At 61.7% G+C, this 21,419-nt stretch carries 25 protein-coding genes and 1 other RNA gene; 12 read left to right on the top strand and 14 right to left on the bottom strand.

What is annotated here, in order from left to right; all coding sequences use genetic code 11:
- The first annotated feature begins 45 nt into the window (after positions 1–45).
- Positions 46–732, top strand: coding sequence for an MIP family channel protein (locus JI744_RS05005; RefSeq protein ID WP_202658589.1), 687 nt, complete (start codon positions 46–48; stop codon positions 730–732).
- Between the two features lie 45 nt (positions 733–777).
- Here the strand turns inward: JI744_RS05005 and JI744_RS05000 are convergent, their stop codons facing one another.
- Positions 778–1,194, bottom strand: a complete 417-nt coding sequence (locus JI744_RS05000; protein WP_202658588.1) for a VOC family protein — start codon at positions 1,192–1,194, stop codon at positions 778–780.
- Positions 1,195–1,312: 118 nt separating this feature from the next.
- On the opposite strand from JI744_RS05000, the gene JI744_RS04995 reads away from it, so the two are divergent.
- A complete protein-coding gene (locus JI744_RS04995; protein ID WP_202658587.1) occupies positions 1,313–1,870 on the top strand; it encodes a hypothetical protein in 558 nt (185 codons plus the stop codon).
- 3 nt (positions 1,871–1,873) lie between these two features.
- Here JI744_RS04995 and JI744_RS04990 read toward each other — a convergent pair whose 3' ends face one another.
- Positions 1,874–2,980 (bottom strand): DUF6456 domain-containing protein, encoded by a 1,107-nt coding sequence (locus tag JI744_RS04990; RefSeq protein WP_202658586.1) that lies wholly within the window; start codon positions 2,978–2,980, stop codon positions 1,874–1,876.
- A gap of 214 nt (positions 2,981–3,194) precedes the next feature.
- On the opposite strand from JI744_RS04990, the gene JI744_RS04985 reads away from it, so the two are divergent.
- The gene (locus JI744_RS04985) at positions 3,195–3,482 is read left to right on the top strand and encodes a DUF6477 family protein (protein ID WP_202658585.1); all 288 of its coding nucleotides are present in this window, start codon (positions 3,195–3,197) and stop codon (positions 3,480–3,482) included.
- Positions 3,483–3,550: 68 nt separating this feature from the next.
- Here the strand turns inward: JI744_RS04985 and JI744_RS04980 are convergent, their stop codons facing one another.
- On the bottom strand, positions 3,551–5,095 hold the full coding sequence (locus JI744_RS04980; protein WP_202658584.1) for a trimethylamine methyltransferase family protein: 1,545 nt from the start codon (positions 5,093–5,095) through the stop codon (positions 3,551–3,553).
- A gap of 205 nt (positions 5,096–5,300) precedes the next feature.
- Here JI744_RS04980 and ssrA point away from each other — a divergent pair.
- Positions 5,301–5,656, top strand: a transfer-messenger RNA (tmRNA) gene (ssrA, locus tag JI744_RS04975).
- Between the two features lie 82 nt (positions 5,657–5,738).
- On the opposite strand, the gene JI744_RS04970 is transcribed toward ssrA, so the two are convergent.
- Genes JI744_RS04970 through JI744_RS04960 form a run of 3 tightly spaced genes read right to left on the bottom strand, consistent with a single transcriptional unit; the run spans position 5,739 to position 8,395 of the window.
- Positions 5,739–6,191, bottom strand: a complete 453-nt coding sequence (locus JI744_RS04970) for a hypothetical protein (protein WP_202658583.1) — start codon at positions 6,189–6,191, stop codon at positions 5,739–5,741.
- Positions 6,192–6,211: 20 nt separating this feature from the next.
- Entirely contained in the window at positions 6,212–8,056 is a 1,845-nt protein-coding gene (locus JI744_RS04965) for an ABC-F family ATP-binding cassette domain-containing protein (protein WP_202658582.1), read from the bottom strand.
- A gap of 51 nt (positions 8,057–8,107) precedes the next feature.
- On the bottom strand, positions 8,108–8,395 hold the full coding sequence (locus JI744_RS04960) for a hypothetical protein (RefSeq protein ID WP_202658581.1): 288 nt from the start codon (positions 8,393–8,395) through the stop codon (positions 8,108–8,110).
- Between the two features lie 158 nt (positions 8,396–8,553).
- Between JI744_RS04960 and ndk the strand changes: the two genes are divergently transcribed.
- The 7 genes from ndk to JI744_RS04925 all read left to right on the top strand — a co-directional run bounded on the left by ndk (position 8,554) and on the right by JI744_RS04925 (position 12,421).
- A complete protein-coding gene (gene ndk, locus JI744_RS04955; RefSeq protein WP_202658580.1) occupies positions 8,554–8,976 on the top strand; it encodes a nucleoside-diphosphate kinase in 423 nt (140 codons plus the stop codon).
- A gap of 184 nt (positions 8,977–9,160) precedes the next feature.
- Positions 9,161–9,631 (top strand): SspB family protein, encoded by a 471-nt coding sequence (locus JI744_RS04950; RefSeq protein WP_202658579.1) that lies wholly within the window; start codon positions 9,161–9,163, stop codon positions 9,629–9,631.
- A 3-nt stretch (positions 9,632–9,634) separates the two neighbouring features.
- Complete coding sequence (locus JI744_RS04945) at positions 9,635–10,189, top strand: class I SAM-dependent methyltransferase (RefSeq protein WP_202658578.1); 555 nt, start codon at positions 9,635–9,637, stop codon at positions 10,187–10,189.
- Positions 10,190–10,273: 84 nt separating this feature from the next.
- Positions 10,274–11,668 (top strand): class II fumarate hydratase, encoded by a 1,395-nt coding sequence (gene fumC / locus JI744_RS04940; protein ID WP_202658577.1) that lies wholly within the window; start codon positions 10,274–10,276, stop codon positions 11,666–11,668.
- Between the two features lie 5 nt (positions 11,669–11,673).
- Positions 11,674–11,850: a DUF4169 family protein gene (locus JI744_RS04935; RefSeq protein ID WP_202658576.1), complete on the top strand. Its 177-nt coding sequence runs from the start codon at positions 11,674–11,676 to the stop codon at positions 11,848–11,850.
- Between the two features lie 46 nt (positions 11,851–11,896).
- A complete protein-coding gene (locus tag JI744_RS04930) occupies positions 11,897–12,127 on the top strand; it encodes an N-(5'-phosphoribosyl)anthranilate isomerase (RefSeq protein ID WP_202658575.1) in 231 nt (76 codons plus the stop codon).
- Between the two features lie 78 nt (positions 12,128–12,205).
- Positions 12,206–12,421 carry a ribbon-helix-helix domain-containing protein gene (locus tag JI744_RS04925; protein WP_202658574.1) on the top strand — a complete coding sequence of 72 codons (216 nt, stop codon included), beginning with the start codon at positions 12,206–12,208 and terminating at the stop codon, positions 12,419–12,421.
- Here the strand turns inward: JI744_RS04925 and JI744_RS04920 are convergent.
- The 4 genes from JI744_RS04920 to JI744_RS04905 are packed head-to-tail and all read right to left on the bottom strand — an operon-like array spanning position 12,411 to position 16,378.
- Positions 12,411–13,136: a peptidase gene (locus JI744_RS04920; RefSeq protein WP_202658573.1), complete on the bottom strand. Its 726-nt coding sequence runs from the start codon at positions 13,134–13,136 to the stop codon at positions 12,411–12,413. The genes JI744_RS04925 and JI744_RS04920 overlap by 11 nt on opposite strands.
- 24 nt (positions 13,137–13,160) lie before the next feature.
- The gene (locus tag JI744_RS04915; protein WP_202658572.1) at positions 13,161–14,015 is read right to left on the bottom strand and encodes a transglutaminase family protein; all 855 of its coding nucleotides are present in this window, start codon (positions 14,013–14,015) and stop codon (positions 13,161–13,163) included.
- Positions 14,015–14,959: an alpha-E domain-containing protein gene (locus JI744_RS04910; RefSeq protein ID WP_202658571.1), complete on the bottom strand. Its 945-nt coding sequence runs from the start codon at positions 14,957–14,959 to the stop codon at positions 14,015–14,017. Before JI744_RS04910 ends, JI744_RS04915 begins: the two co-directional genes overlap by 1 nt.
- A gap of 6 nt (positions 14,960–14,965) precedes the next feature.
- Positions 14,966–16,378 (bottom strand): circularly permuted type 2 ATP-grasp protein, encoded by a 1,413-nt coding sequence (locus JI744_RS04905; protein ID WP_202658570.1) that lies wholly within the window; start codon positions 16,376–16,378, stop codon positions 14,966–14,968.
- Positions 16,379–16,559: 181 nt separating this feature from the next.
- On the opposite strand from JI744_RS04905, the gene JI744_RS04900 reads away from it, so the two are divergent.
- Positions 16,560–18,383, top strand: coding sequence for a M3 family oligoendopeptidase (locus JI744_RS04900; RefSeq protein ID WP_202658569.1), 1,824 nt, complete (start codon positions 16,560–16,562; stop codon positions 18,381–18,383).
- A 52-nt stretch (positions 18,384–18,435) separates the two neighbouring features.
- Here the strand turns inward: JI744_RS04900 and JI744_RS04895 are convergent, their stop codons facing one another.
- The 4 genes from JI744_RS04895 to JI744_RS04880 all read right to left on the bottom strand — a co-directional run bounded on the left by JI744_RS04895 (position 18,436) and on the right by JI744_RS04880 (position 21,395).
- Positions 18,436–19,425, bottom strand: a complete 990-nt coding sequence (locus JI744_RS04895) for a Gfo/Idh/MocA family protein (protein WP_202658568.1) — start codon at positions 19,423–19,425, stop codon at positions 18,436–18,438.
- Positions 19,426–19,478: 53 nt separating this feature from the next.
- Entirely contained in the window at positions 19,479–20,264 is a 786-nt protein-coding gene (locus tag JI744_RS04890; RefSeq protein ID WP_236019255.1) for a CDP-alcohol phosphatidyltransferase family protein, read from the bottom strand.
- Positions 20,265–20,963: a phosphatidylserine decarboxylase gene (locus tag JI744_RS04885; protein ID WP_202658567.1), complete on the bottom strand. Its 699-nt coding sequence runs from the start codon at positions 20,961–20,963 to the stop codon at positions 20,265–20,267. It lies immediately after the preceding gene.
- Positions 20,964–21,029: 66 nt separating this feature from the next.
- On the bottom strand, positions 21,030–21,395 hold the full coding sequence (locus JI744_RS04880) for a hypothetical protein (RefSeq protein WP_202658566.1): 366 nt from the start codon (positions 21,393–21,395) through the stop codon (positions 21,030–21,032).
- Between the last annotated feature and the right edge of the window lie 24 nt (positions 21,396–21,419).

The raw sequence follows: 21,419 nt of genomic DNA, 5'->3' as shown, positions 1-21,419 counted from the left end.
TGGCCGCAGACCTGCTGCGCGTTGATAACGAGTCTGGAGGGACATATGAGCAAGAAATATTTGGCAGAGGCGTTGGGAACCTTGATCCTGGTGCTGTTCGGGTGCGGGGCGGCCGTGATTGCCGGGGCCGATGGGACGACCGGAATCGGCCTGACCGGCATCGCGCTGGCCTTTGGCATCTCGATTGTGGCGGTGGCTTACAGCCTTGGCCAGATCTCTGGTGCCCATCTGAACCCGGCGGTCAGCCTGGGTGTGCTGCTGGCGGGCCGCATGTCGGCAGGCGATTTCATCGGTTATGTCATTTCGCAGGTCATCGGGGCAATCCTTGGTGCGGGCATCCTGTATCTGATCGCATCGGGCAGCGCAGGCTGGACGGGCGGTCTGGGCGTGAACGGCTATGGCGCGGGCTATCTGGGGGAATATTCGCTAACCTCGGCACTGGTGTTCGAGGCCGTCATGACCTTCTTGTTCGTCACCGTGATTCTTGGCGCGACCGGCCCCGGATCTTCGGCGGGTTTTGCCGGGCTGGCCATCGGACTGACGCTGACCGCGATCCACCTGGTCGGCATCAAGGTAACCGGCGTTTCGGTGAACCCTGCCCGTTCGATCGGGCCGGCCTTGTTCGTGGGCGGCACCGCCCTGTCGCAACTATGGGTGTTCATTCTGGCTCCGCTGGCCGGGGGTGCGGTAGCCGGTTTGGTCAACGCCGCAGGATTGACGCGCGCCGACTGACCAATATGAAATCTTGCGCCGCGGCCTGACCGGCGGCGGCGCAAATCATCCGCCATCAGGGCCAAGGCCCCAGATTGCCCGCTCGGCCACCTCGACCGAATTGCCCGCAGGGTCGCGGAAATAGATCGATCTGCCCGCCCCCCATTGCTGCTGATGTTCGATTGCTACACCCTTTTCGGTCAGATGGCGCACCCAGGCATCCAGATCTGCCGCATCTTGCGCTGCAAAACACAGATGCCCTGCCCCGTGGCAGCCATGGGCCGGAATACCGCCCTGCTGCGCGGCATCCGAGGACGGACCCGGCGCAAAGATCAGAACCATCTGCGCCCCGCAGCGCAGAAAGCTGAAGCGGCCCGGCACCGCACGCACCGGTACCAGCCCCAGCACCGCAACATAAAACGCGGCACATTCTGCCGGATCATCCGCATAGATCACGGTTTCCAGTATGGCTGTGGCGCGCATATCCTGTCCTTTGCCGACGATTGTTACCCGCCCCCGCAGGAGGGATAGGTTGATTCAGGTCATGGTTGACCCCGCCATTGCATCTTAGCACCTTGCCAACTGTCTTGAGGAGTTGCGCGTGAACACCCTGCACCTTGCCCTTGCCATTCTGGCCCTGCTGGTCACGCCCGGCCCGACGAATTCGCTGTTGGCTCTGGCGGGCGCGCGGCGCGGTGTGCTGATGTCTTTGCCGCTGATACCAGTCGAGATGGTTGCTTATCTGGTGGTTGTCACACCGCTGTTGATCTGGGGCGCGCCACTGGTTGCAGCACTGCCGGTGCTAAAGCCCGTTCTGGCTGGACTGGCATCGCTGTGGGTCGCGCGGCTTGCCGTGACACTGTGGCGGATGCCAGAGGGCACGGGTCCGTCAATCGCCCCTGTCACCGCCCGGTCGGTCGCAGTGACGACGCTGCTGAACCCCAAGGCATTGGTCATGGGGCTGGTGCTGATGCCGGTCTTGCAGGCCCCTGTTACTGCATTGCTGGTGTTTGTGCTGGTTCTGCCGCCGGTCTCGCTGCTGTGGATCACGCTGGGTGCGGGGCTGCTGGCGCGCGCCGGGCGCTGGCTGAACCGCGGTTCGGCGCTGTGGCTGGCCGCGCTGTCGCTGCTGCTGGCAGCGCGGGCCATGGCGGGCTGACCCTCAGCCGATCAGCGGGCCGGATCGGCCGTAGGTTTCGTCGTAATGCCGCCGCAACCGTTGCAAGGCGATGCGCAGCACGATCTTGCCTGATCGCGCGGCCCACCCCATTCGCCGCTCTGTCACCTCAATCCCCTCCAGAAAGCAGCAGACACGCAGCGCAACGTCGCCCAGACCCGGCCCAAGATCGCGCAGGGCCAGCGCCACGCGGTCGCGGCCATCGCGCGGCCCTTCGGCCGCGTCGGGACGAAAGCTGCCCCGGTCGCTGCCCGTCAGAAACCGCTCCCAGTTCTGGGCAACGCGCGGCCCCATCTGCGCCAGCTCAAAATCCTCGCGTAAGCGTTCCGCCGCCTCGACCAGATCCTCTGACAGAAAGGGTTGGCCGTCCTTGTCGCGCCGCCGCCCCAGCACGGCCACCGGGCTTTCCGCCAGATTGCAGCGCAACCGGCGCGGGCCGTCTTCATCCACCACCCGCCGCTCGCCCCAGATGCGGTGCTGGTCGGCAAAGGCCATCGGCGCCTCGGCCAGCCCTTGCGCCATCCGTGACTGGTCGTCGGTTTCAATCATCCGCTTAAGGGCCGCACGCCCCGCCGCCGTGATCTCGTAGCTGGAAACCCGGCCCGCCTTGCGACAGGTGATCCAGTCTTTCAGAACAAAGGCCTGCGCCACCGCCCGCCCTACCACCCCGGTCCGCGCACTGCGCCCATCGGGAAAACTGCGCATGATCACGGCCTTTTCCATATCGGGCGCAATCGCCATCAGCGCCCCCGGTTCGGTCAGGCGGCGCAATACGCGGCGGCCCTCTCGTTCCAGAGTGGCCTCATCGGTCATCAGGCTGTCACGGCGAAGAGGGGCAGACATTGCGGCATCGTCCTTTCTGGCTGGGGCTCCCGCAGACGGGTTCAGCGCCGAAAGCGCCTCGTCCAGCAGCGGGTCATCGCGGCGCTTCTCATAGCGGCGCACCAGACGCATGACGGTAGAGGCGTGGCGTCCATCACGGCGCGCAAGCGCCCGCAGCGACACACCCTCTTCCGTGTGGTCCAGATACAGCCGCACAGCTTCGGGCACCCAGCCGGGCAATTCTTGCAGGTTTGAGAGGTTCATCTGCATCTCATTATTATTCGCCGTCTCGACACCGGCGGTCCTGCCTTGGACTGTATCAACCGTGAGTGGCATTGGTTACCCAAGTGTTAATTTCTGAAGCAATCTCGATAATTGTTTCCAAATCCTAAACTTTTCGGAAACCATCGCGCGGTGAAAATGGCAGAAATGCAACGCTTGGTTGTGTTGATGTATGGTGGGTTTCCGATCCAAGGAGGTATCCATGTCCGACATCCGCACCATCCTTTCGCAACTGCGCCGCCCCAGCCTGTTGATGCGCGCCGCCCGGTTGGGGCTGGGCGATTATCGCCGGGAGCGCGACTTGCGCAGGCTGGTAGGGCCGATTGTTTCTGCCGAGAAGGTAGTGACCCGCCTGATGGATGAGGAAGAGCGGCTGGAGACCCATCGGGTCGAGGGCCGGGCCGATTATTCGCTGTCACATCACATCGAAGTGCTGATCGCGCTGATGGCGGAAATGCACCTGCTGCCGCGCGGGCCGCGGGCCGTCTGACGCAAAAAGGCCCGCCTGTTCCCGGGCGGGCCTTTTGTTGAACGCCTCGCGACGATCCTGGTGTCAGATCACATGAACGCGTCGGGCATCGAGGCCTTTTTCTTCGCCACATATTCGTTCAGTGCCTCGGCAATGCCTTCGTCCAATGCCGGGGCCTGATAATCTGCCAGCATCTTCTTGACCCGGGCCGAGGCAAGGGCCTGCGTATCGCGCGCACCCTCTTCTTCCCAGGTTTCAAAGGGCTTGTAGTCCAGAACCTCGGTCCGCCAGAACGCGCTTTTAAAGTTCGCTTGGGTATGTTCGCAGCCCAGATAATGGCCGCCGGGGCCAACCTCGCGGATGGCCTCCATCGCCTGACCGTTGGCATCCATCGAGATGCCTTTGGCCAGACCATGTAGACAGCCCAACTGATCGGCATCCATCACGAACTTTTCGTAAGACGAGACCAGACCACCTTCCAGCCAGCCACAGGCGTGCAGCATGAAGTTCACGCCCGCCAGCAGCGCCATGTTCAGGCTGTTGGCCGATTCGTAGGCCGCCTGCGCGTCGGGCAGCTTCGATCCGGTGAACCCGCCGCCCGAACGGTAGGGCAAGCCCAGACGCCGCGCCAACTGCCCGGCACCATAGGTGATATGCGCGGCCTCTGGCGTGCCAAAGGTCGGCGCGCCAGAGTTCATGTCGATCGAGGTCACAAACGCGCCCATGATCACCGGCGCACCGGCGCGAACCAGTTGCGAATAGGCAACCCCGGCCAGACATTCCGCCATTACCTGCGTCAGCGTGCCCGCCACCGTCACCGGCGCCATCGCGCCGCCCACGATGAACGGCGAGATGATCGCCGCCTGATTGGCCTTGGCATACACCTCCAAGGCGCCCATCATGATGCCGTCAAAGGTCATCGGGCTGTTGATGTTGATCAGGCTGGTCATCACCGTGTTCTGGTCAACGAAATCGCTGCCGAACAGAATCTTGGACATTTCCACCGAATCCGCCGCGCGGCTGGGTTCGGTGACCGACCCCATATAGGGCTTGTCGGAAAGGGTCATATGCGCCAGCAGCATGTCCAGATGGCGCTTGTTCACCGGAACGTCGGTCGGTTCGCAGACCGTACCGCCCGAATGGTGCAGCCATTTGGACATATAGCCCAGCTTCACGAAATTGCGGAAATCCTCGATCGTGGCATAGCGGCGCCCGCCTTCGGCATCGCGCACGAAGGGCGGGCCGTAAACCGGGGCCAGCACCAGATTGCGACCGCCGATCTCGACGTTGCGTTCAGGGTTGCGGGCATGCTGGGTGAACGACTTCGGCGCGGTAGAGATCAGCTTGCGCGCAAGGCCGCGCGGAATATGCACCCGCTCACCGCGCACATCGGCCCCCGCAGCGCGCCACAATTCCAGCGCAGCGGGGTTTTCAACAAAGTTGACGCCAATTTCTTCCAGCACCGTCTCGGCGTTGCGCTCGATGATCTCCAGCGCCTCGTCGTTCAGAATCTCGAAATTCGGAATGTTGCGCTCGATGAAGCGCGCGGTCTCGAACGACACCGCCGTCCGCTCTGCCCGACGCGCAGAACCACCACCACCACGGGCGCGACGCCCCCCACCCAAATCGCTCATGTCCAGGGCCTCCTAAGCTCTTTACCGTCTTATGCCCGTGAAGGGCAGCGTCCCGCCCCCGAAATACGCCGCTTGAGCATCAAAAGCGACATCCTTTCCCCCTGAAACCGACGCACTTCCCCTTCGGCAAATATCCCACGGGGTCCGGGGGTGTGAAACCCCGGCGCGGTCCAAGCAAAGCCGCCGCCCGATCTGCTGCCGATCCTCCCTTGTGACTGCCCCACATCCCCCCTATATTCCCCCTCGTTCGGGGCAACCCGGACTATGGCGATAAACGCACCTGTAATAGACGGCTCGGACCCGGGGGCGGTACCCGGCGGCTCCACCAAATCACCCGGTCATTGCGGGGGCTTGGGGCCGAAACAGGATCGACGGACGTTCAAAGAGGCCAGCTTTCGCTCGGTGAGGTACCACCGTTATCGGTCCATGATCACAGTTGCCAATGACAACCGTGCTCCGGTGGCGCTGGCTGCGTAAGCAGCTCGCAATACCAAACCTAAGCCCTTGCGCTTAGCCGCGTAAGGCGGGGTTCGCAGGTACCTGGCAACAGAAACCTGCACTTTTCTTATTTTCAGTAGGTTGCGCGATTTCATGCACAGCTTGGTCCGAGTTCGGCATCACGAACTTCAACGTTTCGATTTCATCAACCAATAATATCCGATGCCTCAGGAGCACCGCACAACTTTAGACATGCTTGGCATAGTTCTTGCAGCGGCCCGAAGACTGGTGTTCGACCCAACTCGCTCTTGTCGCCATAGCGCAATCGCCCAGATACGAGCAAATCCTCAATAATCTTGAGAATTTCAACATCAAGTGTCTCTGGGGATGCGCCAGCGTCCATGCAAGCGCTCCACGCTTCTTGAAGCTTGTGCCCAAGTTTACGGACAACTATCTCAGGAACACATTTATCAAGAAGATATGATTTTAAAGACAGCTCAACGCACTGCGCGCAAAGAACCATAACCGGTGGCGGAGCTGAAATATTATAACCGGGCCATTGGCCTATTACATCGTCGGCAGCCAACGCCGCCTCATAGTTCATCCTTGCCAAATACTTGTAATAGTTTGCCCTATTTTCTTGATTTACGAAAAACATACCGCCTCCGATGGTTATCCCTAACCCACCGCCTCCAGCTTCTCCTGCGCCGTCATCCACATCGCCTCGGCCCGGTCCAGCCCCTCCATCACCTCGGCGTATTTCTTGTTCCAGGTCTCCAACTCGCCCTTCCGCGCATCCTCATACAGCGCCGGGTCGGCCAGCTTGGTCGCCAGCTTGTCGCGCATGTCGTTCAGCTTGGCCAAACGGTCCTCGCATTTGCGCACCTCGGCCTTCAGCGCCAGAACCTCGTCGCGGCTGGCCTTCTTCTTCTCGACCGGCTTCGCAACCGCCTTCACCTCTTCATCGGACGACAGCAGCAGCTTGCGATAGGCCTCCAGATCCTCGGTATAGGGCGCAACCGCCCCACCCTTGACCAGCCACAGCCGGTCGGCCACCAGCCCCAACAGGTGCATGTCGTGCGACACCAGCACCACGGCGCCGGAATATTCGGTCAGCGCCTCCACCAAAGCCTCACGGCTTTCGATGTCCAAATGGTTGGTCGGTTCGTCCAAGATCAGCAGATGCGGCGCGTCAATCGTGGCCAGCAGCAAGGAAAGCCGCGCCTTCTGCCCGCCCGACAGCCGCCCCACCACGGTTTCCGCCTGATCGGCCATCAGGCCAAACCCCGCCAGCCGGGCGCGCAGTTTCGCCTGATGTTCAGCAGGCCGCAGCCGCTGCACATGCTGCAAGGGTGTTTCGTCCAGATGCAGCTCATCCACCTGATGCTGGGCGAAATAGCCGATCCGCAGCTTGGATGACCGCGCAATCTTGCCCTCCGCCGGCTCCAGCTTGCCCGCCAGCAATTTGGACAGCGTCGATTTGCCCTCACCGTTCCGCCCCAGAAGCGCGATCCGGTCATCCTGATCGATCCGCAGCGACAGCTTGCGCAGCACGGGCGGCCCGCCATAGCCGACCGACACCCCCTCCATATTGATGATCGGGGGCGACAGTTCCTCGGGTTCGGGGAAACTGAACACCACCTTCGCCGCATCCTCGGGCGCGGTGATGGGCGTCAGTTTTTCCAGCATCTTGACCCGGCTTTGCGCCTGAACGGCCTTGGATGCCTTCGCCTTGAAGCGATCAACGAAACTTTGCAAATGCGCCCGCCGCGCCTCGACCTTCTTCGATTCCGCCGCCTGCACCGCGCGCCGCTCGGCGGCCTGCCGGGCGAACTGGTCGTAATTGCCCTGCCAATAGGTCAGCTTTTTCTGATCCAGATGCAGGATACCCGTCACCGCCCGGTTCAAAAGCCCGCGGTCGTGGGAAATGATAATCACCGTATGGGGATATTTCGCCAGATAGCTTTCCAGCCACAGCGCCCCTTCAAGGTCCAGATAGTTGGTCGGTTCGTCCAGCAGCAAATAATCCGGCTGGGCAAACAACACCCCCGCCAAGGCCACCCGCATCCGCCAGCCGCCCGAAAAATCGGAACAGGGCCGCAACTGCTTTTCCGGCTCAAACCCAAGGCCGCGCAAAATCGACGATGCCCGCCCCTCGGCACTCCAGGCATCAATATCGGCCAACCGCGCCTGCACCTCGGCAATCCGGTGCGGATCGGTCGCAACCTCCGCCTCGGCCATCAGCGCCGCCCGCTCGGTATCGGCGCCCAGCACCGTATCGATCAGGCTGGTCGAGGAGGACGGCACCTCCTGCGCCACCCCGCCAATCCGCGCCCGTGTGGGCAGCGAAATCTCGCCGCCCTCCAGTGCCAACTGGCCCCGGATCAACCGGAACAGCGTGGTTTTCCCCGCCCCATTGCGCCCCACAAGGCCAACCTTGTGGCCCGTAGGAATGGTGGCCGAGGCGCCTTCGAACAAAGGACGCCCCTCGACATTGTATGTGATGTTGTCAATCCGCAGCATGGGCGAACGCTTGGCCGAAGCGACGCCCAAGGTCAACCGTCTGCCAAAAGATCAGTCGAGAAGACCATCCAGCAACGCCGCATTCCAGCTTTGGAACCCGACAAGCGGCTGGTCACCCTTTTCGTCAAAGGCAAAGACATTGATCATCCCATTGATCAGCGTCGCCCGACAGAACCGGCCCGGTGCCTGCAAAGGCTCGGGGCAAACCTGAAGATCGACATGGGCAATACCCTGCTCAAACATCTCGTATTTCAGGGTAAACGCCTCCGGGGCCTTGCCATCCGCCAATGCGGCAATCGGCAAAGCGGACAAGACGGCAACAAGGGCAAGACGCAGCATTTTGGTCTCCGGCTGGATAATTTCCGAGTATTTTGCTTGGATTCTTGTTTTCTGGCAACTGACAGACTGCCGCAGCCCATCTTTCCTTTGTCATGAACCCATGATAGCAGGCGCGCCATCCGAACGGGCCACCCCGGCCCCAGCATATGGAGAGCCAGATGGCCACCGAACGTACCCTTTCGATCGTCAAACCCGATGCCACCAAGCGCAACCTGACTGGCAAGATCGTTGCCAAGTTCGAAGACGCGGGCCTGCGCGTTGTCGCGTCCAAGCGCATCCACCTGACCGAAGCGCAAGCCGGTGAATTCTATGCCGAGCATAAAGAGCGCGGTTTCTATGGTGAGCTGGTCGCCTATATGGCTTCGGAACCCGTTGTGGTGCAGGTTCTGGAAGGCGATGGCGCCATTCTGAAGAACCGCGAAGTCATGGGCGCGACCGACCCGGCCCAGGCCGATGCCGGCACCATCCGCAAGGAATTCGCGCTGTCCAAGGGCGAAAACTCGGTTCACGGTTCCGACAGCGCTGCCTCGGCTGCGCGCGAGATTGCCTTCTTCTTCTCGGGTCTTGAACTGGTCGGCTAAGGGCGCGCCGCAAATTTCGTTCAGGACGTTTGCAAATTCGTTCAATTGCATTCGGGGCGGCGGGGCAACCTGCCGCCCCGCTCCATTCCTGCCCACAACCACTTTCCTTCGGGCCCTCTTTCCTTCGGGGGCGAATCCCTTATGCTGGCCGCAACGCAGCATTTACGGGCCAAGGGACGGACGCATGGCGAAAACGATCGACTACGGTGGCCTGATGCACAGGGCCATGCGCGGCCTGATCCGCACCGTGCTCGAGGATGTGGCGCGGGACGGTTTGCCCGGCGCGCATCATTTCTTCATCACCTTCGACACCAATTACCCCGGTGTCGCCATCGCCGACTGGCTGCACGCCCGTTATCCGGGCGACATGACCGTGGTCATCCAGAACTGGTTCGAAAACCTTGTCGTCACCGACGAAGGCTTTTCTGTCACGCTGAACTTTGGCAACAGCCCGGAACCTTTGATCATTCCGTTCGATGCGATCCGCACCTTTGTCGATCCCTCGGTCGAATTCGGCCTGCGCTTTGAATCGCATGATCAGGACGAAGATGAGGAGGAGGACGAAGAGGACGGCGATGACGACCCAGAAGATGACCCGCCTTCGCCCGGTCGCGATGCGCAGGTTGTTCAACTGGATCGTTTCCGCAAGGGCTAGATGATGTCAAACGAAGCAACGCTTTTCCTGCGCCAGTTCCTGTCGAACCCGCGTGATATTTCCTCTGTCGTTCCATCCTCGCGCTGGCTGGCGCGCGGCATGGCCGAAGGGCTGGGTCCGAATACTGGCCGTGTCGTCGAATTCGGCCCCGGAACCGGGCGCATCACCCATGCAATTCTTGAGGCTGGCGTCGCCCCGGCAGACCTGACCCTGTTCGAGATGAACGGCGAATTTGTCCGCCATCTGCAAGACCGCTTTCGCGGCGTGACCATCCACCACGGACCGGCGCAAGCGGCACCCAACCTGCTGCCCCCCGGTGTTGCCCATGTGATTTCCGGTCTGCCGCTGCTGTCCTTCCCTGGCCCGCTGCGGCAGGAAATCCTGCGCACCGCCTTTTCCATTTTGGCCCCCGGCGGCAGCTTTGTGCAGTTCACCTATGCCGACCGCCCCGCGCTGGATGAGGCAGAGCTGCGTCGTCTGGGCTTGCGGTCGGAGCTGGGGCGCAAGGTTTGGGCAAACATTCCCCCTGCGCGGATTTACCGCTTGTATCAGGCCTGAATTCTCTCGGTATGCAACCGCATACCGATTGATTTCCGCCCGCCGCCCGCCTATCACGGCACCAGCTTTGCAGGAGGTTTGGCCATGACCGCAACCCGTACCGAGACCGACAGCTTCGGCCCGCTTGAAGTGCCCGCCAACAAGTATTGGGGGGCACAGACCCAGCGCTCGATCATCAACTTTCCCATCGGATGGGAGCGTCAGCCGGTTCCGATCATCCGCGCCTTGGGCGTGATCAAAAAGGCCTGCGCTTTGGTGAACATCGCCCAAGGCGACATCCCGGCCGATCTGGGCAATGCCATCGCAGCGGCGGCAACCGAGGTGATCGACGGCAAGTTCGATGACAACTTCCCGCTGGTCGTATGGCAAACCGGCTCTGGCACCCAGTCGAACATGAACGCGAACGAGGTCATCTCGAACCGGGCAATTGAAAGCTTGGGCGGGGTGATGGGGTCGAAAAAGCCGATCCACCCGAATGACCATGTGAACATGGGCCAGTCGTCGAACGACACCTTCCCTACCGCGATGCACGTCGCCATCGGCATGCTGGCACGGGATGTGCTGATCCCCGGCCTTGAAAAACTGCACAAGGCGCTGGCGGCGAAAGCGGTGGAGTTCAAGGACATCATCAAGATCGGCCGCACCCATACGCAGGACGCGACCCCTCTGACTTTGGGCCAGGAATTCTCGGGCTACGCCAAACAGGTTGAAAAGGGCATTGCCCGCGTCAAAGCCTGCCTGCCCGACATTTATGAGCTGGCCCAGGGCGGCACCGCCGTGGGCACCGGCCTTAACACCCGTGTCGGCTGGGATACCCGCGTGGCGGCGGCGATTGCCGAGATCACCGGCCTGCCCTTCGTCACCGCCCCGAACAAGTTCGAGGCGCTGGCGGCGCATGATGCCATGGTCATGTTCTCGGGTGCCTTGAAAACCGTTGCCGCCAGCTTGTTCAAGATTGCCAACGACCTGCGCCTCTTGGGTTCTGGCCCCCGCTCGGGCCTTGGGGAACTTATCCTGCCGGAAAACGAACCGGGTTCCTCGATCATGCCGGGCAAGGTCAACCCGACGCAGGCCGAGGCGCTGACCATGGTCTGCGCCCATGTCATGGGCAATGATGCCGCGGTGGGCTTTGCCGGGTCGCAAGGGCATTTCGAACTGAACGTCTATAACCCGATGATGTCCTATAACGTGCTGCAATCGATGCAGCTTTTGGGCGATGCGGCGGGGTCGTTCACCGACAACATGGTTGTGGGCACCCAAGCCAACACGGCACGGATCGACAAGCTGATGAAGGAAAGCCTGATGCTGGTGACCGCACTGGCCCCCACCATCGGCTATGACGCCGCGACCAAAGTTGCTAAAACCGCGCACAAGAACGGCACCACCCTGCGCGAAGAGGCGATTGCCCTGGGCTATGTCGATGGCGAAACCTTTGACCGCGTGGTCCGCCCCGAAGATATGATCAGCCCCAAAGGCTGATCATCATGGGCGAGGTGGTCAACCTGCGCAGCGCAAAAAAGCAGGCGGCCCGCAAGGCCGCCCGCCAGAAGGGTGACGAGAACGCCGCAAAATTCGGGCTGACCAAGGCCGAGCGTGAGGTGCAAAAGGCGCAGGCGGAAAAAGCGGCCCGCGATCTTGATGGCCACAAGCTGGACGATTAGCGCCCGGTTAACCGTGATGCGTCAGGCTTCCGGCAGGAGGTGTCTGATGCAACCTATGACCAACCATATGTCACCCGACCGCTGGGTCGCCCAGATGTTTTCGGCCCGCACCGCCGCCGAAGGCGGAATTGTGCGGCGCAGGGTCTCGGATGTTGAGCGCCTGATCGGGCGCGACAGATTCGTGAAAAAGATCGCGCGACGCGGCTATCGCGCGGTTGAAAACAGCGGGCATTTCGTGATCTTCTGCAATGCAGGGCCGGTCAGGATCGTGGTCTAGCCCAAGTTTCTTCCAAGAAACTTGCAAATTTCTTGGAAGAAATTTGTAAAATCCTTCCAAGGGTTTTATCAGGCTGCAATGACCGGACGCCCCGAAAAACACTCGCTGACCCTGCGCGGCCACCGCACCAGCGTGTCGATGGAGGTCGAGTTCTGGGAGGCGTTTCGCGCCCTCGCCACCGCCCGCGCCGTTAGCCTGAATACGCTGGCAGCAGAAATTGATGCCACTCGCCCACCCGATGTCGGGCTGGCCTCGGCGATCCGGGTTCACATCCTGAAATCGCTTAAAGCGTGATCTGAAGGAACCCGTCGCGCAAAGCCTTGGACCAGGCCTCCGACATGGCGCGAAACCCGGCATCCCCCGCCTCGATCCGGCGTTGACGGCTGACCTTCAGCGCATCCTTCTCGATCACACACAGATCCAGTGGCATGCCCACCGACAGGTTCGACCGCAGCGTCGAATCCATCGACAGCAGCACTGCCTTCTCCGCATCGGCGATACAGGTCGTCATCTTCACCACCCGGTCCAGAATCGGCTTGCCGTATTTATGCTCACCGATCTGCAAGAAGGGAGTGTCCTCGGTGGCTTCGATGAAATTGCCCTCGGGGTAGATCAGGAACAGCCGCATCGCGCCCCCGCGCCGTTGCCCCGCTACGATCATAGAGGCGCTGGCGCTGGCCTGACTGGCCGACAGCTTTTCATTCACCTCGGCCCGCACCTCGGACAGCGTGTTGCCGATCATCGAGGCCACCTTCAGCAGCGTCGGTGCCAGCAGGATCGAGGTTTCCGGCGTCGCATCGGCATCCTCCACCGCTTCGCGCAGCCGCGCGATGGTGGTCTGCGTCACCGACAGCGACCCTGCGGTCATGATGCTGATGATACGCTCGCCCGGCGCCTCGAAATGAAACATCTTGCGATAGGTGGCAATGTTGTCCAGCCCCGCGTTGGTGCGGGTATCCGACAGGCAAACCATGCCCTCATTCAACAAAAGCCCAACGCAATAGGTCATCCTGCCCCCCAGTTTCCGCAGACCCTATTGCGCCTGAGACTGGGTTGCAACCGACTGGCTGGCAGTGGACTTGACAGCCTCTGGGGGTTGGACTGACACCGCAACCTTCAGATGTTCGGCGCCTGCACCCCGCGCTGTACCGCGAATGGGGGCCGCCTCGCGGGCGTCAAGGCCAGAGCCAAGCCGCACATAGCGCTGATCGGGGCAGCAGCGGTTGGCCGGGTCGAATCCGATCCAGCCATAGCCCGGCACAAACAGCTCTGCCCAGGCATGGGCGGCCTCGTGCGGGGTGCCCTCGGCATCGGCGAACAGATAGCCAGAGACATAGCGCGCCGGAAACCCCGCCACCCGCGCGCAGGCAATCAGCGCATGGGCATGGTCCTGGCACACTCCCTCTCCCGCAGCCAGGGCCTCGGCAGCCGTGGTATGGGCATCGGTGACGCCGGGCCTGTAGGCAATCGCCCCGGCAACAGCAAAGGCCAGCGCATGGGCATAGGACAAAGGCTCATCATGGCGCGCCGATTCCGCCAGCAGCCGAAGCGCCTCATCCGCTTCGGTTGCGGGTGTGTCGCGCAGATATGCTTCGGGCGGCACCATCTCGCGGTGGCCCTTCAGCATTCCCGAGGTATCAAAGGTTTCGATCTGCCCCCTGACCCGCACCTCGATTTCCTCGACCGGCCCCTTGACCGACCAACCCTGCACCCAATCGCCCGCGCCATCGCGAAAGCTGCCGCCTTCGACCCCGCCGGTCACCGAAACCTCCCAAGCCAGCACGCGCTGGCCTTCAAACCGGGATGGGGTCAGCCGGTGGCTTTGCACAACGCCGCGCGCCGGGCTGTCATAGCGATAGGTCGTGACGTGATCGATGCTCAGCAACATCACATATCTCCCGAAAGATAGCTGTCGCGGATCACCGCGCCCAACCCTGCCGACTGGCCGACAAAGCGGATCAGAAACTCGTGCAGACCCTCATCGAAAATTGCCTCCGGCGTCTGGCTCTCCAATTCGGCCAGCAGCTTTTGCACCGCCGCCTGGGCGGGGGTTTCCTTGCCGTAATATTTGGACAGGCGTCCCAGATGGTTTTCCATCCCCGCGACGCAGGTGATCAGCGACCTTGGGCATTGCCGGTTCAGAATCAGGAAATGCGCGATCTTCAGCGCCGTGACATCGCCGCCATAGGCCCAGTGAAATGCCCGCTGCGCGCCCATGCCGCGCAACAGCATCGACCATTGGTCATTGTCCAAGCCAGAGCCGACAAAATCGACCTGTGGCAACAGGACGTAGTATTTCACATCCATCAGCCGCGCTGTGCTATCGCCGCGTTCCAGATAATAGCCGATGTTCAGGAAGTTATAGCCATCGTTACGCAGCAGCGTCGCATCAATCGCGCCCCGCGCCATGGCTGTCTGCTTCATGGTCCAGTCGGTCAGCTTTGACAACTCACACGCGCCGCGCCGCGCCTCCAGCCCCTTCAACTCCTGAAACGCGGTGTTCAGTGCGTCCCACACCTGACTGGTCAGCGCCGTACGGACGATCCGCCCGTTTTCCCGCGCAGCCGTGATGCTGCTTGCAACCGAGTTCGGGTTGTCGCGGTCAAAGAACAGCCAGCTTTCAATGTTCCTCTGCTCTGCCGGGCCATATTTCTCGGCATACCCCGTCGCGCCACCGCTGGCGCGCAACAGGCTGTCCCAATCGTTCCGGTAGCCTTGCGCCGAAGGCAGCAGCGAAATCCGCGCGCCCACCTCCAGCAGCCGGGCGGCAGTTTCTGCCCGCTCCATATAGCGGGCGATCCAATACAGGTTGTCGGCGGTCCTTGAAAGCATGTCCGTTTACTCCGCCAGAACCCAGGTATCCTTGACCCCGCCGCCTTGCGACGAGTTCACCACAAGGCTGCCGTCGCGCAAGGCCACCCGTGTCAGCCCGCCGGGCACCAGTTCGATCCTTTCTCCCACAAGGCAATAGGGCCGCAGGTCCACATGGCGCGGCGCTATGCCTTCCTCGACAAAGGTCGGCGTGGTGGAAAGGGCCAGCGTGGGCTGCGCGATATAGTTCGAGGGGTCAGCCTTGATCAGCTCTCGAAACTCTTCAATTTGCGCCTTGGTCGATTTGGGGCCGACCAACATGCCATAGCCACCCGATCCATGCACCTCTTTCACGACCAGATCGGGCAGGTTGGCCAGCACATGGCCAAGATCATCCTTCTCGCCACATTTCCAGGTCTGCACATTCGGAATGATCGGTTCTTCGCCCAGATAAAACCGCACCATTTCTGGTACATATGTATAAATCGCTTTGTCATCGGCCACTCCGGCTCCCGGCGCCGAACAGATCGTCACCCCTCCCGACCGATACACATCCATCAGCCCCGGCACGCCCAGCATGCTGTCGGGGCGGAAACACAAGGGGTCGATGAAGGCATCATCAATCCGGCGATAAATCACATCCACCCGCTTCGGCCCTTCGGTCGTGCGCATCCAGACGAAACCGCCCTCTACGAACAAATCCGCCCCTTCGACCAGCTCCACACCCATCAGGTCGGCCAGAAAGCTGTGTTCGTAATAGGCCGAATTAAAATGGCCTGGGGTCAGGATCACCACCGTCGGTTCCCGGTCACACTTGGCGGGGGCCACGCTGGCAAGGGTGCGGCGCAAAGCCTCGGGGTAACGGTCCACCGGCTCGATCCGGTTTTCGCGGAACAGTTCGGGGAACATCCGCATCATCATCTCGCGGCTTTCCAGCATATAGGACACGCCCGACGGGGTACGACAATTGTCCTCCAGCACATGAAAATCGGTTGGCCCGGTGCGCACGATGTCAACGCCGACGATGTGCGAATACACCCCCTTCGGCGGCACAAAGCCGCAAACCGCCCGCTCATAGGCCTCATTCTGAAACACCAGATTGGCGGGTATACGACCGGCCCGCACGATCTCGGCCCGCCCATACACGTCTACCAGAAAGGCGTTCAGCGCCCGCGCCCGTTGCTTGATGCCGCGTTCCAGCTTGCTCCACTCAGCGCCGGTGAATACGCGGGGAAACATGTCGAACGGGATCAGACGGTCCGGGTCGCCGCCCTCGCCGTAGACGGCAAAGGTAATGCCGATCCGACGAAACAGGGCCTCGGCCTCGGCCTGCTTTTCCAGCCGCCGGTCGGCCGGCATTGATGCCATCCAGTCCGACAATCTGGCGTAGGGGGCTCTGACGGACTTGCCGTCATACATCTCGTTGAAATAGCCGCCCATGGCCCCCCCGTTTACTTGCTCACACAGTCAGTAAAGGGGGCGGTTTCTCTGGCGTAAAGGGCCGAAAGTAGAGGCGGCGGTGTTTTCTGTGCATTCGCTCAAGTTTTAGGCATCCGCCGCCGCGCCCTTGCAGACCCCACCCCCAACCCCCTAGATGGTGACCAAACCAGATGAGGTCTTCATGCCCCCCCGTTTCCCCCAACCGCTGTTTGACAGCCGCATCGGCGGCAACTCTTTGGGTGATCTGCCCGAATGGGATCTGCGTGATCTTTACACAGACACCGACGCGCCCGAAGTGGACCGCGACCTGACAGATGTTGAGACCGCGGGTACCGCGTTCGAGGCTGCCTACAAAGGCAAACTCGCCACGCTGGATGGTGCTGCGATGCTGGCCGCGATCCGCGAGTATGAGCGGATCGAACAGGTCGCGGGGCGGTTGATGTCGTTTGCGGGCCTGCGCTATTATCAGAACACCATGGATAGCGAGTGCGCCAAGTTCATGGCCGACACGCAAGATGCCATTACCAACGCCACCACGCCGCTGGTGTTCTTCAGCCTAGAGTTCAACCGGCTGGAGGACAGCTTCCTCAATGGCCTTTACGCCGCCAATACCGATCTGGCGCGCTATCGCCCGGTCCTCGACCGGATGCGCGCCATGCGGCCCTATCAACTGTCGGACGAGCTGGAAACCTATCTGCACGACGCCTCTGTTGTCGGGTCCAGCGCGTGGAACAAGCTGTTTGATGAGACGATGGCGGGCCTGATGTTCAAGGTCGCGGGCGAGGAGGACGAGCTGAACCTTGAGGCCACGCTGAACCTGCTGACCGATACCGACCGCGCCAAGCGCGAGGCTGCGGCACGCGCGCTTGCAGCGGTTTTTGACAAGAACATCAAACTCTTCGCGCGGGTTCATAACACGCTGGCGAAAGAGAAGGAGATTGACGACCGCTGGCGCAAGATGCCTTCGGCCCAACACGCGCGCCACCTGTCGAACCATGTGGAGCCTGAGGTGGTCGAGGCGCTGCGGAATGCCGTGGTCGCGGCCTACCCCAAGCTGTCGCACCGTTACTATCGGTTGAAGGCGAAGTGGATGGGCCTTGACCATCTGGAAGTGTGGGATCGCAACGCCCCCCTGCCGATTGAGCAGCCCAAGACCGTGAACTGGACTGAGGCGCGCGAAACCGTGATGGGCGCCTACGCGAGCTTTGCGCCGGAAATGGCTGACATCGCAGCACCTTTCTTTGACAAGGGCTGGATTGATGCGGGCGTCAAGCCCGGCAAGGCGCCCGGTGCCTTTGCCCACCCCACGGTGACCAACGTCCACCCCTATGTGATGCTGAACTATCTGGGAAAACCCCGTGATGTCATGACCTTGGCCCATGAGCTTGGCCACGGCGTGCATCAGGTTCTGGCAGCGGGTCAGGGGGAACTGCTGTCCTCAACCCCGCTGACGTTGGCCGAAACCGCCAGCGTGTTTGGCGAAATGCTGACCTTCCGCCGCCTTTTGGATCAGGCCAAGACCCCGGCTGAAAGGAAGACCCTGCTGGCCGGCAAGGTTGAAGACATGATCAACACCGTGGTGCGCCAGATCGCGTTCTACGACTTTGAATGCAAGTTGCACGCCGCCCGTGCCGAGGGTGAGCTGACCCCCGACGACATCAACGCCCTGTGGATGAGCGTTCAGGCGCAAAGCCTTGGCGACGCTTTCAATTTCATGGATGGGTATGAGACGTTCTGGGCCTATATCCCCCATTTCGTCCACTCCCCCTTCTACGTTTATGCCTATGCCTTTGGCGACGGTTTGGTGAACGCGCTTTACGCCGCCTATGCGGACGGGCTGCCCGATTTCCAGACCAAGTATTTCGACATGCTCAAGGCTGGCGGATCGAAGCACCACAAGGAACTGCTGGCCCCGTTCGGTCTTGATGCCAGCGACCCGAAGTTCTGGGACAAAGGCCTGTCGATGATCGCGGGCTTCATCGACGAGCTTGAAGCGATGGAATAAGCGATATGGCCCGCGCTGCTTTTGCGCGGGCCCTTTCAATCACCTGCTTGGCTTACAGCGCAAATTCCTCGGCATGGTCATAAGCCATGTCGATCATCGACTGGCTGCCCCGTGCATCCTCCAATGTCCAAAGATAGGGCGCGCCATCTCTGATATGCCGCGCAAATGCCTGAACTTGAAGGACATATTGGTTCACGCCTGGAAAGCGTTCGACCAGAACCGCGTTGCCGTTCCGGTGCAGCTCCACCTCGGCCAGATCGTTGACATTGGCGTTGAACGGCCCGCCTTCCAGCCGGATCATCCCCTTGTCGCCCTGAAACGTCACGCATTGCCGGTTATATAGCCGCATCGACGTCATCGAGGCATAGCTGAACCGGTGCCCGTTCCCCTCCATCACACCCGACACCTGCGCGAATACCTCCACCCCGTTCTCGCGCCGGATCTGTGACCGCAGGTTGACAGGTTCTGCCCCCGTCACCCAACGGGCCGAGCCGAAGGTGTAAACGCCAATGTCTGGCAGGCTGCCGCCGCCGGTTTCCGGGCGGTTGCGGATGTTGGCACCATCGGTCAGGTGGAAAGAAAACTGCGCATCCACATGGCGCAAGGTGCCGATCTCACCCGCCTCCAGCCAAGCGCGGGCGCGTTGCCATTGCGGATGCTGCACGATCATGAAGGCTTCGGTGGCAAACAGGCCTGACTGGTCACGCGCGTCGATCAGGGCATCAATCTCTGCCGCGCGCAGGGCGATGGGCTTTTCGCACAGCACATGCTTGCCTGCGGCAAGCGCCTTTTGCGACCATTCGATGTGCAGATGGTTCGGCAGCGGGATATAGACCGCCTCCACCTCGGGGTCGGCCAGCAGCGCCTCGTAACTGGAATGCACCTTAAGGCCGGGGCAGAACGCCTGAAATCCTTTGGCCTTTTCCGGGTCCGATGTGGCCAGCGCATAAAGTTCTGCCCCCTCGGCCGCATGGATCGCGCGCGCCATATGCTCTCGCGCGAAATTCGCGGCGCCCAGAACGCCCCATTTCACAGGTTTCATCGCAACCTCCCGTTTGCGCTAACCGTGACAGGCTAACACCGAGCGCGCGGGGGTCAACTGCGGCGCAAAAGAGACCGCACCCCGGCGTGGACCACCACGATCAGATAGGCGGTGCTAAGTGTGGACAGCGTGGCCCAAGGGTAGCGCAGCAACAGCACAATCATCGCCACCCCGCCCACCACGGCAAACGACGCCTTCTCGGTCGGCACCCGCACCGATTTGAGCGAGGGCGTCCCAAACGGGCTGATCATCAGAACGCCCACGAACACCAGCCAGACCGCCACGGCAGGCTCTGGCAGGTTCGGCCAGGTCGGCCATAGGTAATGCAGATAAAGGGGCAGCATCGACAACAGCGCCCCGGCGGGTGACGGCACGCCCTGAAACCGGCCCTGCCGCGACAGCGCCGCCGCCGCCGCATTGCCCACGTTGAACCGCGCCAACCGCAACACGCAGCACACGACATAGATCACCGCCGCGCCCAGCCCGATATCTGGCCGCCCCGGAAAGGCCCAGAACGACATGAGCAACCCTGGCGCCGCGCCAAAGTTCAGGAAATCGGCCAGCGAGTCCAGCTCGGCCCCCATCGGGCTTTCGCTTTTCAAAAACCGCGCGACCCGGCCATCCAGCCCATCCAGCACCGCGGCCACCAGAATCAGCGCCACCGCCTCGGGGAAGCGTCCCGCTGCACCCAACCGAATGGCCATCAGCCCCGCGCACAGGGCACCGATGGTCATCAAGTTCGGCAGCAGTTGGATCAGCGGCACCTCTCGCCGCTGACTCATCGGCCAGCGGGCACGGGGCCGATCTGACATGCCGTCTTTCTGGTCGGGGTCATCCATTCATTCGATCCGGGCAAGGCGCGGGGCGGCAGGCCCATCCAGCCGCGCGATAATGGATTCGCCCGCGATCATGGTCTGGCCAATCGCCACCTCTGGTTCCACCCCGTTCGGCAGATAGACATCGAGGCGAGAGCCAAAGCGGATCAGCCCGAAACGGTCGCCTGCGCGCATGTGCTGCCCCTCTTTCGCCCAGCACATAATGCGCCGCGCCACCAGCCCGGCGATCTGCACCACGGCGATCTTGCGCCCATCGGGCAGTTCTACTGCCAGCGCGTTGCGTTCATTGTCCACACTCGCCTTGTCCAGCGAAGCGTTCAGGAACTTGCCGGGACGATAGGCGATGGCGGTGATGCGCCCTTCGACCGGCAGGCGGTTCACATGGCAGTTGAAGACTGACATGAACACCGAAACCCGCATCAAGGCATCCGGTCCAAGCCCCAGTTCGGCGGGCGGCACGGCCGGTTCGATCAGCGACACCACGCCATCGGCAGGCGACAGGATCAGGCCGGGTTCCAGCGGCACTGCGCGCTTGGGGTCGCGGAAGAAGTAATAGCACCACACCGTCAGGCCCAGGCAGATCCACCCCAGGGGCTGGCAGATCAGAAAGGCCAGCACCGTCACTGCGCCGAAAATGCCGACAAACCGCCACCCTTCGGGATGCATGGGTTTGATAAAGGTATCCAGCATGTTCACAGCCATCGGGCACTCCTTTTCCCTTGGTCCTAGCGGCGTGGCGCCCAGCGGGCAACCGAAAAGGGCGTGAGGTCAGCCCGCGAAGAACCCCTTCAGGTCACGGTGAAACAGCATATCGCCCATATCGCGCGGAATCTGCCAGAACCGGATGCGCCCCTTGGCGGGAAAGCTGACCTTCCAGCAGGTCCATTCTTCAGACAGCCCGAACATGTCGCAGTAGCGGCCCTTTTCCACCTTCCAATGCCCTGATTTGCGGTCAAGCAAACCACCGCCGCCGGTGCGGGTCGTGCCATCGGCGGCCCATTCCTGCCAGACGGGCCTGTCATCGGTGGAACCGGGTTCGGCATAGATCACCTTATGCCCGGTCAGTGCCTTGGCGATGTCTTCGGCACAGGCGGGCAAGGCGGCAAGCAGCAGAAAAATCAGGGCTAGGCGCATGGATCACACGAAAAAGGCGGCAAG

Origin of the sequence: Fuscibacter oryzae, from assembly GCF_016765795.1 — a bacterium.
Lineage (GTDB): Bacteria > Pseudomonadota > Alphaproteobacteria > Rhodobacterales > Rhodobacteraceae > Fuscibacter > Fuscibacter oryzae.
Note: the sequence above shows the minus strand (reverse complement) of the source record. Positions and strands in the feature narration are given on the sequence as shown.

Bases quoted from the DNA above. Each gene is read 5' to 3' on its own strand.
- JI744_RS04910 (WP_202658571.1), bottom strand. From the start codon at position 14,959: ATGCTTTCAAGGACCGCCGACAACCTGTATTGGATCGCCCGCTATATG.
- JI744_RS04980 (WP_202658584.1), bottom strand. From the start codon at position 5,095: ATGAGCGATTTGGGTGGGGGGCGTCGCGCCCGTGGTGGTGGTGGTTCT.
- JI744_RS04970 (WP_202658583.1), bottom strand. From the start codon at position 6,191: ATGTTTTTCGTAAATCAAGAAAATAGGGCAAACTATTACAAGTATTTG.
- JI744_RS05005 (WP_202658589.1), top strand. From the start codon at position 46: ATGAGCAAGAAATATTTGGCAGAGGCGTTGGGAACCTTGATCCTGGTG.
- JI744_RS04925 (WP_202658574.1), top strand. From the start codon at position 12,206: ATGACCGGACGCCCCGAAAAACACTCGCTGACCCTGCGCGGCCACCGC.
- JI744_RS04880 (WP_202658566.1), bottom strand. From the start codon at position 21,395: ATGCGCCTAGCCCTGATTTTTCTGCTGCTTGCCGCCTTGCCCGCCTGT.
- JI744_RS04935 (WP_202658576.1), top strand. From the start codon at position 11,674: ATGGGCGAGGTGGTCAACCTGCGCAGCGCAAAAAAGCAGGCGGCCCGC.
- JI744_RS04990 (WP_202658586.1), bottom strand. From the start codon at position 2,980: ATGCAGATGAACCTCTCAAACCTGCAAGAATTGCCCGGCTGGGTGCCC.
- JI744_RS04950 (WP_202658579.1), top strand. From the start codon at position 9,161: ATGGCGAAAACGATCGACTACGGTGGCCTGATGCACAGGGCCATGCGC.
- JI744_RS04945 (WP_202658578.1), top strand. From the start codon at position 9,635: ATGTCAAACGAAGCAACGCTTTTCCTGCGCCAGTTCCTGTCGAACCCG.
- JI744_RS04965 (WP_202658582.1), bottom strand. From the start codon at position 8,056: ATGCTGCGGATTGACAACATCACATACAATGTCGAGGGGCGTCCTTTG.
- fumC (WP_202658577.1), top strand. From the start codon at position 10,274: ATGACCGCAACCCGTACCGAGACCGACAGCTTCGGCCCGCTTGAAGTG.
- JI744_RS04885 (WP_202658567.1), bottom strand. From the start codon at position 20,963: ATGGCTGTGAACATGCTGGATACCTTTATCAAACCCATGCATCCCGAA.
- JI744_RS05000 (WP_202658588.1), bottom strand. From the start codon at position 1,194: ATGCGCGCCACAGCCATACTGGAAACCGTGATCTATGCGGATGATCCG.
- JI744_RS04915 (WP_202658572.1), bottom strand. From the start codon at position 14,015: ATGTTGCTGAGCATCGATCACGTCACGACCTATCGCTATGACAGCCCG.
- JI744_RS04985 (WP_202658585.1), top strand. From the start codon at position 3,195: ATGTCCGACATCCGCACCATCCTTTCGCAACTGCGCCGCCCCAGCCTG.
- JI744_RS04900 (WP_202658569.1), top strand. From the start codon at position 16,560: ATGCCCCCCCGTTTCCCCCAACCGCTGTTTGACAGCCGCATCGGCGGC.
- JI744_RS04895 (WP_202658568.1), bottom strand. From the start codon at position 19,425: ATGAAACCTGTGAAATGGGGCGTTCTGGGCGCCGCGAATTTCGCGCGA.
- JI744_RS04960 (WP_202658581.1), bottom strand. From the start codon at position 8,395: ATGCTGCGTCTTGCCCTTGTTGCCGTCTTGTCCGCTTTGCCGATTGCC.
- JI744_RS04890 (WP_236019255.1), bottom strand. From the start codon at position 20,264: ATGGATGACCCCGACCAGAAAGACGGCATGTCAGATCGGCCCCGTGCC.
- JI744_RS04920 (WP_202658573.1), bottom strand. From the start codon at position 13,136: ATGACCTATTGCGTTGGGCTTTTGTTGAATGAGGGCATGGTTTGCCTG.
- JI744_RS04905 (WP_202658570.1), bottom strand. From the start codon at position 16,378: ATGGGCGGCTATTTCAACGAGATGTATGACGGCAAGTCCGTCAGAGCC.
- ndk (WP_202658580.1), top strand. From the start codon at position 8,554: ATGGCCACCGAACGTACCCTTTCGATCGTCAAACCCGATGCCACCAAG.
- JI744_RS04930 (WP_202658575.1), top strand. From the start codon at position 11,897: ATGCAACCTATGACCAACCATATGTCACCCGACCGCTGGGTCGCCCAG.